This window comes from Streptomyces sp. DG1A-41 (genome assembly GCF_037055355.1).
Taxonomy (GTDB): domain Bacteria; phylum Actinomycetota; class Actinomycetes; order Streptomycetales; family Streptomycetaceae; genus Streptomyces.
Window position 1 is genome coordinate 8661360 of the sequence record NZ_CP146350.1, and the last position, 13790, is coordinate 8675149.

At 69.7% G+C, this 13790-nt stretch carries 13 protein-coding genes and 2 pseudogenes; 12 read left to right on the top strand and 3 right to left on the bottom strand.

The genetic code is table 11. The features are described 5' to 3' along the window. Nucleotides 1–25 precede the first annotated feature (25 nt). From V8690_RS40050 to V8690_RS40075, 6 genes and pseudogenes are all read left to right on the top strand, one after another. On the top strand, nt 26–1114 hold the full coding sequence (locus V8690_RS40050) for an S-(hydroxymethyl)mycothiol dehydrogenase (RefSeq protein ID WP_338784912.1): 1089 nt from the start codon (nt 26–28) through the stop codon (nt 1112–1114). Next, on the top strand, nt 1114–1743 hold the full coding sequence (locus V8690_RS40055) for an MBL fold metallo-hydrolase (protein ID WP_338784913.1): 630 nt from the start codon (nt 1114–1116) through the stop codon (nt 1741–1743). The genes V8690_RS40050 and V8690_RS40055 overlap by 1 nt, the downstream gene beginning before the upstream one ends. A 30-nt stretch (nt 1744–1773) precedes the next feature. Beyond that, nucleotides 1774–2137 (top strand): annotated as a pseudogene (locus V8690_RS40060) (SDR family NAD(P)-dependent oxidoreductase); the annotation flags it as partial. A 782-nt stretch (nt 2138–2919) separates the two neighbouring features. Further along, on the top strand, nt 2920–4944 hold the full coding sequence (locus V8690_RS40065; protein WP_338784914.1) for a TPM domain-containing protein: 2025 nt from the start codon (nt 2920–2922) through the stop codon (nt 4942–4944). Between the two features lie 45 nt (nt 4945–4989). Then, nucleotides 4990–5700 carry a PspA/IM30 family protein gene (locus tag V8690_RS40070; RefSeq protein ID WP_338784915.1) on the top strand — a complete coding sequence of 237 codons (711 nt, stop codon included), beginning with the start codon at nt 4990–4992 and terminating at the stop codon, nt 5698–5700. A 461-nt stretch (nt 5701–6161) separates the two neighbouring features. Next, nucleotides 6162–6623 carry a hypothetical protein gene (locus V8690_RS40075; protein ID WP_338784916.1) on the top strand — a complete coding sequence of 154 codons (462 nt, stop codon included), beginning with the start codon at nt 6162–6164 and terminating at the stop codon, nt 6621–6623. Nucleotides 6624–7186: 563 nt separating this feature from the next. On the opposite strand, the gene V8690_RS40080 is transcribed toward V8690_RS40075, so the two are convergent. Continuing rightward, nucleotides 7187–8452: a SpoIIE family protein phosphatase gene (locus V8690_RS40080; RefSeq protein ID WP_338784917.1), complete on the bottom strand. Its 1266-nt coding sequence runs from the start codon at nt 8450–8452 to the stop codon at nt 7187–7189. After that, nucleotides 8449–9252: an alpha/beta hydrolase gene (locus tag V8690_RS40085; RefSeq protein ID WP_338784918.1), complete on the bottom strand. Its 804-nt coding sequence runs from the start codon at nt 9250–9252 to the stop codon at nt 8449–8451. Before V8690_RS40085 ends, V8690_RS40080 begins: the two co-directional genes overlap by 4 nt. 608 nt (nt 9253–9860) lie before the next feature. Between V8690_RS40085 and V8690_RS40090 the strand changes: the two genes are divergently transcribed. From V8690_RS40090 to V8690_RS40115, 6 genes and pseudogenes are all read left to right on the top strand, one after another. Then, a complete protein-coding gene (locus V8690_RS40090; protein ID WP_338784919.1) occupies nt 9861–10115 on the top strand; it encodes a WGxxGxxG family protein in 255 nt (84 codons plus the stop codon). A gap of 13 nt (nt 10116–10128) precedes the next feature. Continuing rightward, on the top strand, nt 10129–10410 hold the full coding sequence (locus tag V8690_RS40095) for a hypothetical protein (protein WP_338784920.1): 282 nt from the start codon (nt 10129–10131) through the stop codon (nt 10408–10410). Nucleotides 10411–10558: 148 nt separating this feature from the next. Beyond that, nucleotides 10559–10741, top strand: a pseudogene (locus tag V8690_RS40100) (short-chain dehydrogenase); the annotation flags it as partial. Nucleotides 10742–10769: 28 nt separating this feature from the next. After that, a complete protein-coding gene (locus tag V8690_RS40105) occupies nt 10770–11555 on the top strand; it encodes an SDR family NAD(P)-dependent oxidoreductase (protein ID WP_338784921.1) in 786 nt (261 codons plus the stop codon). Nucleotides 11556–11596: 41 nt separating this feature from the next. Then, on the top strand, nt 11597–11782 hold the full coding sequence (locus V8690_RS40110) for a hypothetical protein (RefSeq protein ID WP_338784922.1): 186 nt from the start codon (nt 11597–11599) through the stop codon (nt 11780–11782). 53 nt (nt 11783–11835) lie between these two features. Next, nucleotides 11836–12531, top strand: a complete 696-nt coding sequence (locus V8690_RS40115; protein WP_338784923.1) for a L,D-transpeptidase family protein — start codon at nt 11836–11838, stop codon at nt 12529–12531. Between the two features lie 46 nt (nt 12532–12577). Here the strand turns inward: V8690_RS40115 and V8690_RS40120 are convergent, their stop codons facing one another. Next, entirely contained in the window at nt 12578–13777 is a 1200-nt protein-coding gene (locus tag V8690_RS40120) for a Gfo/Idh/MocA family oxidoreductase (protein ID WP_338784924.1), read from the bottom strand. Nucleotides 13778–13790: the final 13 nt, after the last annotated feature.

Sequence of the window (13790 nt, forward strand, 5' to 3'; positions counted from 1 at the left end):
CATCCCGGCCGACGAAGGAGTCAGCATGGCGCAGGAAGTACGCGGTGTGGTCGCACCCGGCAAGGACGAGCCGGTACGGATCGAGACCATCGTCGTGCCCGATCCGGGCCCGGGGGAGGCGGTCGTGCGCGTCCAGGCCTGCGGGGTGTGCCACACCGATCTGCACTACAAGCAGGGCGGCATCAGCGACGACTTCCCCTTCCTGCTCGGCCACGAGGCCGCGGGCGTGGTCGAGGCGGTCGGCGACGGTGTCACCGACGTCGAGCCCGGTGACTTCGTGATCCTCAACTGGCGTGCGGTGTGCGGGACATGCCGCGCCTGTCTGCGCGGGCGGCCCTGGTACTGCTTCGACACCCACAACGCCGAGCGGAAGATGACCCTCGCCTCGACTGGCCAGGAACTCTCCCCGGCCCTCGGCATCGGCGCCTTCGCCGAGAAGACGCTGGTCGCGGCCGGGCAGTGCACGAAGGTCGACCCGGCCGTCGTCCCGCAGGTGGCCGGGCTGCTGGGCTGCGGCGTGATGGCCGGCATCGGCGCCGCGATCAACACCGGGAACGTCGGCCGGGGCGACACGGTCGCCGTCATCGGCTGCGGAGGCGTCGGCGACGCCGCCATCGCCGGCTCGCACCTCGCCGGAGCGGCGAAGATCATCGCCGTCGACATCGACGACCGGAAGCTGGAGAAGGCGCGCACCATGGGCGCCACCCACACGGTCAACTCCCGCGAGAGCGACCCCGTCGAGGCGATCCGCGAACTCACCGGCGGCTTCGGCGCCGACGTCGTCATCGAGGCCGTCGGCCGACCGGAGACGTACAAGCAGGCCTTCTACGCCCGCGACCTCGCCGGCACGGTCGTCCTGGTCGGCGTGCCCACCCCCGAGATGAAACTCGAACTGCCGCTGCTGGACGTGTTCGGGCGTGGCGGGGCGCTGAAGTCGTCGTGGTACGGCGACTGCCTGCCCTCCCGCGACTTCCCCATGCTGATCGATCTGCACCTGCAAGGCCGCCTGGACCTCGGGGCGTTCGTCACCGAGACCATCCAGCTCGACGAGGTGGAGAAGGCGTTCGAGCGGATGCACCACGGCGACGTGCTGCGCTCGGTGGTGGTGCTGTGATGGCCCCCCGCGTCGAGCACCTCGTCACCTCCGGCCAGTTCAGCCTCGACGGCGGCACCTGGGACGTCGACAACAACGTCTGGATCGTCGGCGACGACCACGAGGCCGTCGTCATCGACGCCGCCCACGACGCCGACGCCATCGCCGAGGCCGTCGGAGACCGCCGGCTCACGGCCATCGTGTGCACCCATGCCCACAACGACCACATCGACGCCGCCCCCGCCCTCGCCGAGCGCACCGGAGCCACCATCTGGCTGCACCGTGACGACCTGCCGCTGTGGAAGCAGACCCACCCGGACCGCGAGCCCGACGCCTGGCTGGTCGACGGCCAGGTGATCGAGGCCGGCGGCGCCGACCTGCGGGTCCTGCACACCCCGGGGCACGCGCCCGGCGCGGTGTGCCTGTACGACCCCGGGCTCGCCACCGTCTTCACCGGGGACACGCTCTTCCAGGGCGGCCCCGGCGCCACCGGCCGGTCCTTCTCGTACTTCCCGACGATCATCGACTCGATCCGCGACCGCCTCCTCACCCTGCCGCCCGAGACGAAAGTCCTCACCGGCCACGGAGACGCCACGACCATCGGCGCGGAGGCTCCGCACCTTCAGGAGTGGATCACCCGAGGGCACTGACCGCGTGTCGCCCGCAAAAGGCGACAGAAGATGTCCGGCTTCCCCGTCACCCTGGAGGTGACAAGCAGCCACGGTCACGGGAGGTCGGACAGGTCAGCTCCGCTGAAGGGCAAGGTCGCACTGGTCGCCGGGGCGACCCGGGGCGCCGGACGGGGCATCGCGGCGCAGCTCGGCGCGGCAGTCGCCACCGTCTACGTCACCGGCCGCACCACCCGCGTCCGCCGCTCGGAGTACGACCGGCCCGAGACCATCGAGGACACCGCCGACCTGGCCACCGAGGCCGGCGGGAGGGCATCGCCGTACCCGTCGACCACCTGGACCCGGCACAGTCCGCGCCCTGGTGGACCAGATCGCCGACGAGCAGGGCCGCCTCGATGTCCTCGGCAGCGACATCTGAGCCGGTGGACCGGGTGGTGGGCTCCGTAGCCCTGGTGGTCGTGATCGCGCCTCGTGCGCCACGGAATCAGACCGGCCAGACCGAGGAGGCCGAAGAGCCCCCACATGCCCGCGTCATCGTCTTTATCGTTCTGGTTCTGCTGAACCTGAACCGTCACGGTGGCGGCCGGCGGTTTCGCCTGCTCGGCAGTGTCCTGGCTGAACGCACGCGCTGCCGGACCCAGAGCGAGCAGAAGGGCGATCAGTGCCGTACTGATGCCTGCGCCACCTGGCCCAGCAGTCGCTGGGGTATCTCCCTCGACTGCCAGCCGCTCCCCGGGTTGACCTGGCACCCCCCTTGCCGTGGGAGGAGGTTGACTGCGAGTCACTCCCACTGGCGCCCCGTCAGGCTCGTCTTCGGCCTTGCAGGCCCCCTCCGTGCGCGCCCATCCCGCGTTCCGCTCGGTGGCGGAGCGCCTCATCCGGCAGGTGCGCGTGCGCCCGCGGCGCGATCCCGAAGGCGGCCGTCAGCGGTGAGGGCGCAGTTGGTTGTCGGCTGAACACATCCGCCTGCCCAGGGCGCCTTCTGAGTAAACGGCGGACAGATAGCTGATTAGCGACTTTTCGTGATGAATCGGCGGAAACGGAGCGGGTACGCGGCCGGTGAAGTGTCCGTGCGAAAGGGGACGCGCGATGAGCAGGTCGGAGCGGAACGCGAAGGGAGTGACGGGCAGCGCTGACTCCTTCCCACCCGAGGTGGGCAGCCGTCAGGACTCCCGGCCCACCGTGTTCGCTGCGGGGATGCGCACTTTCGTGCGGATCCTCTTGACCGTGCTGCTGATGGCGGGCGGCCTCACCCTGGCTGCGGCGAACGCCGCTCTGGCCGACGCTCCGGTCGACCTGTCACGGGAAGGGCAGATCACGGACCGGGTCGGGGCACTCGGCAACCGGGAACCTGAAGTCGCCCGGGCGCTGGCCCGGCTGGCCGACGAACACGAGCTTCAGCTGTTCGTGGTGTACGTGAGCGATTTCTCCGGTCGCTCCGCACAGGAGTGGGCGTCCGGGACGGCCGCGAGGAACGGGCTTGGCCCCAGCGACGCGCTACTCGCTGTCGCCACCGGTGACCGGCAGTATTCCTACTTTGTGGACGCAAGGTCACCGCTGACGCGACAGGACCTGACTGAGGTCGACGCAACGGCCGTCGCGCCGGCGCTGCGGCAGAACGACTGGGCGGGAGCGGCGATCGGTGCGGCCCGAGGGTACGGCGCGGTGCTCTCGGGCGAGCCCGTGCCCACAGTGGCCGTAACGCCCGGAGAGGCGGACCCGGGTCAAGGCGAGCAGGTGGGCGTCGGTGGAGGCAGTTGGCTCTTCCTGTTCGTGGTGCTCGTTCCGGTGGTGCTGGTCGCGTTCGCCCTGATCAGACGCAAGTCGCGCAAGGCCGCCGCGCCGCGTGGCGGCGAAGAGACGTGGGGCGGGCCGTCCCCGGAGTCGCTGGCGGATCTCGACGCGCAGGCGCGCCAGGCTCTGGTGCGAACCGACGACGCGGTGCGCACCAGCCAGGAGGAACTGGGTTTCGCCGCGGCGCAGTTCGGCGAGGAGGCGACCCAGCCGTTCACCGAAGCGGTGGAGGCGGCGAAGCGGGAGCTGACTGCGGCGTTCCGGCTGCGGCAGCAACTCGACGACGCCTACCCCGAGGAGGATTCGACCCGCCTGCGGATGGTTCAGGGGATTCTTGCTCGGTGCGCGCAGGCCAATCGCCTGCTGGACGAGAAGGCCGAGGACTTCGACCAGTTGCGTGGCTTCGAACGCAATGCACCTCAGGCCTTGGCCGCGGCCCAGGCCGCTTTCGACACCGCGAGCGGCCGAGTGGTCAGCGCCCAGGACACCCTGGCTGTCATGCGTGAGCGGTACGCCTCCTCGGCCATCGCAGCGGTCCTCGGTGACGTCGAGCAGGCGGGCAGCCGATTGCAGTTCGCGCAGGACAGCCTGCAACGGGCCCGGCAGGCCGTGGAAGGCAACGACAACGGCGCGGCCGCGATCCAGGTGCGGGCCGCAGAAGCGGCCGTGGCACAGGCCAACCGGTTGATCGAAGCCGTCGAGCGGCGGGCACAGGAACTCGCGGACGCGGCCGGCGCGCTGCCAGGCGCACTGACCGAGACGGACGCGGATCTGGCGGAGGCGCGTGGCCTGCTGCAGGGAGCCAAGGAACTTCCCACTGCAGCTCTGCAGGGGCGGATCGCGCGCGCCGAGACCGTGGCGACCGATGTGCGCAGAGCCGTGGAGACCGGCCGGTACGACCCCATCGACGCGCTGCGCCGGGTGGAGGAGGCCGATGCCGGGCTCGACGAGGCCCTCCTCGGGATCCAGGAGAGCGAGCAGGGCGCACGGCGCGCCCTTGCGCTGCTTGAGCGGACGGTACTCAGTGCGCAGTCCAGCGTCGGCGAGGCCGTGGACTACATCATCACGAACAGGGGGGCCGTGGGCAGTGAGGCCCGCACGCGGCTCGCAGAGGCGCAGCGCAGGCTGGAGCGGGCCGAGGCCTTCTCCCGCCGGGACGAAGGGGCGGACGCGCACAGTGCCCTGGCAGAGGCGCAACAGGCCGATGCACTGGCGCAGGAGGCCCTGCTGCTGGCCCAAGAGGACGTAGAGGGCTTTGGTGTCGCCATCGAGCCCGGTGTGTATGCGGTCGGAGGCACCGGCAGCGGACTGGCAGGGGCCATGCTCGGCGGGATCCTGCTCGGCGGCTTCGGCGGTGGCTACAGCGCCGGGCCGGTCAGTTTCGGAGGTGGCGGAACACGCGCCCGGATGGGCGGCGGCCGTTTCTGACACCACCCCGTTTTCCTCCCATCACGTGTTCAAAGGAGAAGCGCCATGACCAAACAAACCATCGTTGGGCGGGTCGCTCAGCTCGCCCGGGCCAACATAAACGCCCTTATCGACCAGGCGGAAGATCCTCAGCTGATGCTGGACCAGCTGATCCGCGACTACACCAACAACATCAGGGAAGCGGAGCAGGCGGTGGCCACCACCATCGGCAACCTGCGCCTGATGCAGCAGGACTACCGGGAGGACAAGGAAGCCGCCTCCGAGTGGGGTCGCAAGGCACTCGCAGCCAGCAAGAAGGCGGACGAACTTCGCGCTGCGGGAGACCCCGTGGACGCGGACAGGTTCGACACCCTGGCCAAGGTGGCCCTGAGCAGGCAGCTGCAGTCCGAAAGGGAGGCCACGGCAGCCGAGCCGACCATTGCCTCCAATACGGCCGTCGTGGACAAACTCAAGACCGGTCTTGACCAGATGCAGCTCAAACTCGGCGAACTGCACGGCAAGCGTGACCAGCTGGTGGCACGGGCGAAGTCCGCCGAGGCGCAAAACCGCATGCTGGACGCAGTCAGAAGCATCGACGTACTCGACCCGACAAGCGAACTCAGCCGGTTCGAGGACAAGGTACGCCGCGAAGAGGCCCGGGCCATGGGCAAGGAAGAACTCGCCGCCTCCTCCCTGGACACGCAGTTCGAGCAGCTCGACGGACTCGGCGACGCGACCGAAATCGAAGCGCGCCTGGCAGCCCTGAAAGGCGCGTGACCGCCAGGGCGCGTGGCTCCATCACAGACCGTGGCCGCCGAGGCGCAGACACGCGGTGAGGTGATCCGGCGGGCGTTCTGCGAGCACATCCGGAAGCAGGTGCGGGCAGTCATCATCACGGCTTCCAGGTTCGCCGTCCCCTCACCGCTTCGCCGCCGACGCGGAGTGCGGCGGTGCCCTCTGCGAGCACATCTTCGCCGACGAGTGTGTGACGAGCGGCCACGTCAAGCAGCGTCTGCGCGTTCCGAGAGTGGGATCGCACGATTCCCACGGCCCTCCCCGAAGGCCGTAGCCGGGAGGTGCGTGACTCCGGCGCGGGGACGTGTGATCTCGCACTCCCCTCCCGTTCGCGCCGCGGCCCAACTGGCGTTTCCTCTGCCGGTGGCAGGCCGACTGCGCATGGCTTCCCCGCCGGCACTGCACGCACCGTCGGCGCGCACATCACCGGGCAAGGAGACCTTATGAACGAGTATGAGGGAACGCCGCAAAGCCCCGACTGCGGGAATGGGCGCCCCGCCGGGGTCGACGACAGGACCGTCGAGGCCCTCGGAGCGCTGTCCAAGGCGCTGGAGACGACCGAGCGGGCCAGAGGCCGGCTGTACGACTTCCACCAGCTGACCGGAACGGCCGACCTGCAACTGGACCGCGCCGTCCGGTTGCTGAACGAAGCCGGCCACCCCGAGTGGGCCAAGAGAGTCCGCTCGGAGATCCTGGGGCGCAATGTGATCCCTGGCCACTGGACGTTCCAGATTGTCGAGGCCTACAACGCCACCTACTACCGGCCCTTCCAGCAGCTGGAGGCGAGCGCGGTCCAGGAACTGGCCCGCGGCCGGGACCACTTGTACGAGGCGCAGATGAAGGAGGACCGCCGTACGCGCGGCCACCCCGACCACACCGCGCGTCCGCCGGCACGGAAGACCTGACGCCCACAGGAACACACCGCGGCCGCGAGCCAGCCGCCGCCACCAAGTGGCTGCCGCGGCACGCACGGAACGAACCGGCGTCGGGCGCCCCTCGGCGCTGGGCGGCGAACGCGGGCATCGCCGAGGACGGCGCGTTCCTCGCCTCGCAGTCGGCAGCATGACGCCGCGTGATCGACGTACCATGCACGCGGCGTCGGCGTGGCTGCGTCTCACTCAACCGGTGCGCGCGGCCGTGGCCGTCGGAGGATTTCGGGCGTGGCCTCGAGGCTGAACGCCGAACTGATGCGCTCTGCGGGACGGTGTTCTGGCCGCGAACGCCGTCGCGCTGCTGCCGCCCTGGGCCCGAGGCATGCTGTGTCTGCCCCGGATGCCGGGCATCGAGGAATTCGCCGTACGCCCCACCGGCCAGACTCTGACCCGGACCGTCCGCTGGGCCACGAACCCACCGCGTCTGTCCCGTCCGCCGTGAGCCCCGGGGTTCACGGCGCCGATGGTGTTGAAGGCGGCTTCGATCCACCGCGTTGTCAGGCGCCGGGGTGCGTCAAGCCGCGGGCAGTAGGCCATCAGGCGGCGTCAGAGGGACGCGGACGGCCGAGGGCGAGGAGGGCGGTGTCGTCGTCGAGCCCGTCGCCGAAGTCGGTGAGCAGGCCGACGAAGGCATCGATCACGGAGCGTGGGTGCGCCGGGGCGAGCTCGGTGGCGAACGACTGCAGCGCGTCGTAGCCGTACAGGTCGCCCTTCTCGCCCGGGCGTGCCTCGGTCAGGCCGTCGGTGTAGAGCAGCAGGGTGTCGCCGGGATGGAGGGCGGTGCGGACGGTGGTGAAGGACGCTCGGGGGAAGGCGCCGATCAGCACTCCACCAGGCGTCGGCAGGTACTCGGCCCGGCCGTCCGCCCGCAGGATCAGCGTCGGCGGGTGGCCACCGGAGGCCAGGCGGACGGTGACGGTCTCCCCTCCTGATTCCAGGATGCCGAAGACGGCGGTGCAGTAGCGCGGGTCCCCGTCGGCGTAGCGCTCGAGCAGCGCGGCGTTGAGGGTGGACAGGACGGCCTCGGGATCGGAATGGTGCAGAGCCGCTGTGCGCAGGGTGTAGCGCACCAGGGAAGTCACGGCCGCGGCTCGCGGGCCCTTTCCGCAGACGTCGCCGAGAAAGAAGGCGAAGCGCTTGTCGCCAAGGGGGAACAGGTCGTAGAAGTCACCACCCAGCTCCATCGAGGAGGCCGTGTGGTAGTAGGCGGCGCTTTCCACACCGGGTACCGTCGGCAGACTGGCCGGGAGCAGACTCTGTTGCAGTACGGCCAGGGCCTCGCGCAGTTGCTCGCGGTCGGCCTCCGCCTGGCGGCGGGCCTCCTCGGCCGTGCGGCGGGCGCGTAGCAGCTCGGTCTCGTAGGAGCGCCGGTCGGTGGCATCGAAGACGGTCGTGCGGATCAGCACGGGGCGGTCTTCCGCACCCCTCTTCACCGTCGAGGTGATCAGTACCGGAAGCCGGGAGCCGTCCGCGACCTTCATGTCCAGCGCGATACCGCCGACCTGCCCCTGCATGCGCAGCAGCGGTGCGTAGTGGGTCTCGTGGTAGAGCTGCCCTCCTACGGTCAGCAGGTCGCTGAAGTGCCTGCGGCCGACGACCTCCTCCCGTGAGAGGCGGAGCCAGTCCAGCAGCGTCTTGTTGATCTTGACTATGGTGCCGTCCATGAGGGTGGACAGGTAACCGCAGGGAGCGGACTCGTAGAGTTCCTCCGTACTGTCCTCCAGCAACGCGGTGACATCCGCGTCGACGTGGGGTTGCCCCTCGCCGTTGGCCTGAGGAGAGGGGCCGGAGCGGCGCATCATGCCAGGTCTCTCACGAACGCGATGATCGCCTGGCTGGTGGCTTCGGGTGCGCTCAGCTGCGGGCAGTGGCCGGTAGCGGCGAGGGTGACCAGACGACTGCCGGGAATGGCTGCGTGGACGTAGGCTCCGACCTCCCGGGGTGCGATGACGTCCTGCTCGCATTCAAGGATCAGGGTGGGGACGGTCACGCTCTTCAGATCCTGTCGGGTGTCAGAGAGGAACGTCGTGCGTGCGAACACGCGCGCGATGTCCGGGTCGGTGGCGCAGAAGCTGTTGGTCAACTCTTCACCCAGGTCCGGCCGGTCCGGGTTGCCCATGATGACTGGGGCCATGGTCGCGGACCAGCCGAGGTAGTTGGCCTCCAGCGACTCGAGCAGCTCGTCGATGTCTGCCGCGCTGAAACCACCGCGATAGCCCTCCTCGTCGATGTAGGAGGGTGAGGGGCAGACCATGACGAGCGAGCCGAGTCGGCCTGGTGCTGCCGCGGCGGCCAGGACGCCGACCATGGCGCTGACGGAGTGGCCGACGAACACGGTGTCCCGCAGCTCCAGCTTTTCGCACACGTCCACCACGTCCTGGGCGTAGCCGTCCAGAGTGGCGTAGCGCTCCTCCTGCCAGGCGCCAAGGTCTGAGCGGCCGGACCCGACGTAGTCGAACAGCACGACACGGAAGTGTTGCGCCAAGGTGGGCGTCACGAGGCGCCACATGTTCTGATCGCAGCCGAAGCCGTGGGCGAGGACGAGGGTCGGGCCGGCTTCCGGCCCGATGACGCGGACATTGTTCCGTCGAAGGACTGCCACTTATCCATCTTCCCATGCCGGCAATCGGACTCGTTTTCGCCATCGACCCGGGACCCGGCCATCTGGCACGGCCCCGGATCACAAGGCGCTGACGTACGGACGTCGTCTGGGCCACCGTCGGTCGTCATCGGCAATCTGCTGGAGCAGGAGCCGCGTGTGGATGGAACTCTGCTCGGCCTGCGACGCCGTGCACCCCGCCGTCGGCGCCCTCGTCCACGGAAGGCGCCATCCAAGCTGTTGAGGGCTGGGAGGCCGACGCCGTGCACGCCTATGGCTACGCCGTGCCGAGCAGTCGAAGGCCCCGCTTGTCCGTCGGCCCCGTCCGGCCTTACACCGCGCCGGCGAAGCTGAGTACCAGTTATGCCGAAGCTTCCGAGGGATCGGTACGGCGGCGGGGCTGAAGCCGATGGCACCGCTCCAAACGGTTCGGGGCACGGCTGACCTCCGCAGTAACCCCGAGCATCCCCAGGCTGGGTCAGTCCGGGAAGTGCGGCATGTTGAAGGGACAAGCAAGAAACTACGAGATAGACGAAAAAATAGGTCTATGAAAGGAGGAAACGGGCATCCGGATGGTGCCAGAGCGACTGCTGAGACCACAGGAGACAGCAATGCGCAGAATCGCAGGCACCGCACTCATCGCCATCCTGCTCGTGCTCGCCCCGGCAGGCGCAGCGTTCAGCCAGAGCACCGAGCAGACGAACACCGCCACCGCGACCGTCCAGGCCCAGGACACCAAGGACGACGGGGGCGACGAGGGCCTGTGGGGCCTCTTCGGCCTCCTTGGGCTGGCCGGCCTCATCCCTTGGCGGAAGACCCGCGAACGCCAGTCCCATCAGGACACCACCCGCTCCACGGGCATGTGATCGGGAGAGCATCATGATCATCAAGAAGATGCACGAGATGGGCGTCCGCAGCGAACACGCCTACATGGCCGCTTTCGGCAGCATCGGGTTCTCCGTCTTCACCTGGATGGTCAGCCTCAAAGCCGAGCCCGGCGCCCACGCAGATCTCGCCCGCGCCGACCGGTGGGGAATCTTCGTCGGAGAATGGGCACCCACCTTCTTCGGCCTCGGCCTCGCCCTGTCCCACTACGAACAGCAAGACGGAACCCTCACCGCGACCGTCCACGACCTCCGCGAGCAGCGGGAGGCCGGCTGAGCCGCGACAACCGCGCCCGCCTCTGAACCAAGGGGCGGGCGTCGGCATGCGCCCACACCGCCCCTGCGACACGCTGGCGAGGTGTGTGAGCATACGGGTGCTGGTGGGGACGCCGAGGTAACGGGCGAATTCGATGATGAGGGTTTTCGCGGTGGCGTCGCTGGCCGCCGACCCGGGTCTGGCGCGCTGGAATGGCCGGTCCTCCTCCAGCGGCCGCCTCGCCCAGGTGCGCGGCTCCACCGACCTGGACGGCAGCCGCCCGGACGCCTGGCGCTACCTCGCCGAGGTGCAGGACGCGGGCAAGCCGGCCGACGCGACCGGCTACCGCTGAGACGCCGCCCGGGCAGTACGGTCGGCCCATGACGGACAGCACACGCTTCGAGGGGTACGGGGTCCTCGTCACCGGCGGGGCACGCGGCATCGGCGCCTCCACCGCCCGCCGGTTCGCCCGGGAGGGAGCGCGGGTCCTGATCGCCGACCAGGACCCGGTCCAGGCCGTACGGACCGCGCAGGCGCTGCGGGACGAGGGTTTGACCGCCGAGGGGCGCGCGTGCGACGTGGCCGACCGGGGCGCGGTCGAGGCGGTCGTCTCCCACGCCGTCGACACGTTCGGTTCCCTCGACGTGCTGGTCAACAGCGCCGCCCACTGCTCGCCAGACGCGCCCCGCTTCGAGGACGAACCGGACGAGTCGTGGGCGCTCGACCTCGACGTCACCCTGACCGGCGCGTACCGCTGCTGCCGTGCCGCCCTGCCGCACCTGGCGGCCTCCGGCCGAGGCGCCGTCGTCTCCATCGGCTCGGTCAACGGCCTTCAGGACTTCGGCAACCACGCCTACAGCGCCGCGAAGGCCGGCCTCGTCTCCCTGACCCGCACTCTCGCCGGGCACGCCGCGGCACGCGGCGTCCGCGTCAACCTCGTGGCGCCGGGCACCGTGCGCACCACCGCCTGGGAGGGCCGCGACGAGGACCTCGAAGCGGTACGGCGGCTCCACCCCCTGGGCCGGGTCGGCGAACCGGAGGACATCGCCGCGGCCGTCACCTTCCTCGCCTCGCCCGACGCCGCCTGGATCACCGGCGCCACGCTGGTCGTCGACGGCGGCCTCACGGCGGTCAACACGGGCTTTCACCACGCACTGCGGCACTGACGAGGTCGGCCCACGGGCCGCCGGCGGCAGCACCTTCCACGGTGGTCGATGCGCAGGCCTCGCAGTTCGCCGGGCACCTCCGTGCGGCCGACGGTCCCGCCCGGCGGGACGCCGCCGCCCACCGGTACCTGCACGGCACGGCGCAGGACCTCTGGCTGGTGGGGTATGTCACCGTTTCGTCCCAGGCGGAGAGCCCGCACAACCCGACCCCCGGTACGCCCGTCTAGCTGGCAGGGATCGCAGACCATGTGACCACTTCCGCGAAAGGGCAGGACCAACCATGGGGGACGTACGCAGACGGGGTGCCGTCGTACTCGGGATCACCGGACTGGTGGCACCGCTCACGCTCGTGCTCGGCGCCACGCCGGCCGCGGCCGCGAGCTGCACCGCGAAGACCGGCCCGTACCAGAAGCAGGTGGAGAAGTTCCTCGGCCGCCCCGTCGACGGCAAGCAGTCCGCCGCCGACTGCAAGGCGATCCGCGCCTTCCAGACCAAGCACGGCATCTCCCCGAACGCCGGCTACGCCGGGCCCGTCACCTGGGGGGTGATGGACCTGATGCAGAAGCAGAAGGCCGTCGGGAAGAACCCCAACAAGGACGGCAAGTGCCCGGTCAACAAGGGCCGGATCGCCTGTGTGAACCTGAGCCTCCAGCTGAGCTGGATCCAGGACGGCAAGAAGCTCGTCTACGGCCCCGTCCCGGTCCGCACGGGCCGTGACGGCTACGAGACCCGCACCGGCCTGAAGAAGATCTACTGGCGCAACATCGACCACGTCTCGTCCATCTACGACGTGCCGATGCCCTACGCCCAGTTCTTCGACGGCGGCCAGGCCTTCCACTCGGTCGGCGTCAGCATGTGGAACCCGCCGGGCTCGCACGGCTGCGTCAACATGACCAAGACCGACGCCAAGAAGTACTGGTCGCTGCTGAAGAAGAACGACGACGTCTTCGTCTACGGCCGCAAGCCGGGCACCTGATCCAGGCACCCGGCTCGCGCTGAGCCCCTACGGGCCCCTGCTGGCCCTACAGGGGCGCGTCCCCGAAGTCCGGGATCTCCAGCCGCATCCCACCCTGCCGCGCCGACTCGTGCGCGATGATGCCCGGCAGGGTGTAGCGGGCGGCCACCCACGCGTTCACCGACGGCAGGGTGCGCGTGTTGACGGCGGTCACGAAGTCGTCCACCAGGAAGTGGTGGCTGCCCTCGTGGCCGTTGTGGAGGTTGTCGAACTCCCTGGGCAGCCGCGCACGGTCGTGCACGGGAGCCGACCCGGAGGTGAAGGCGGCCCGCAGCTCCGGCGCGATGTGCTGGAGCGACGGGTCGTCCGGCGACATGGTGGGCTTGGGCTCCAGCAGTTCGCTGATGTCCTTCACCCCCTGCTTGTCCTGCCACAGGGCGACCGTGGCGAGCTGTTCCATGCTCGCCTCGGTGCCGAAGAAGCGGAAACGCGACTCCCGTATGTGCGAGGGGTAGCCGACCCGCCGGAACTCGTTCGTACGGAACGAGCCGCCGCCCGCCACCTCGAACAGCGCGGTGGCGTTGGAGAAGTCGTTGCCGAACTGACTGACCTCCTTGTCGAAGACCCCGTCGCCCCGGTCGTCGACGACACCGATCGCCGACACGCTGACCGCGTGGGTCTTCCAGGCGCCCAGCACCCCGCCGACCGCGTGCGTCGGGTACAGCAGCGGGGGATAGCTGGCGGTGGCCTTCCAGTTCTCGCCGCCGCTGTACTGGTAGGCCTCGTAGAACCCCAGGTCCATGTCGTGGACGTAGTCGCCCTCGGCGTAGAACAGCCGCCCGAAGGCGCCCTCGGCGATCTGGTTGCGGGCGTGGACCGTCGCCGGGTTGTACTCGCTGGTCTCGCCCATCATGTACGTCAGCCCGGTCGCCTTGACCGCGTCGATGATCGCCGCGATCTCCTCCGTGCTGATCGCCATGGGGACCGCGGAGTACACGTGCTTGCCGGCGTCCAGACCCTGGAGTACCAGCGGCCCGTGCGTCCAGCGCTGCGTGAAGATCGCGACGGCGTCGACGTCCTCCGATTCCAGCATGGCCTGGTACGACGGGAAGGTGCCCGCCAGCCCCTGGGCTGCGGCGAGTTGCTCGGCCCTCTCGGGCAGCAGATCGGTGACGTAGACGTCGCTGACGCCGGGATGGGCCTGGAACAGCGTGGCGAACTGGCCCGAGAACTGTCCGGCGCCGACGATGCCGATGGAGAACGTCATGTGAGGGGTGCCC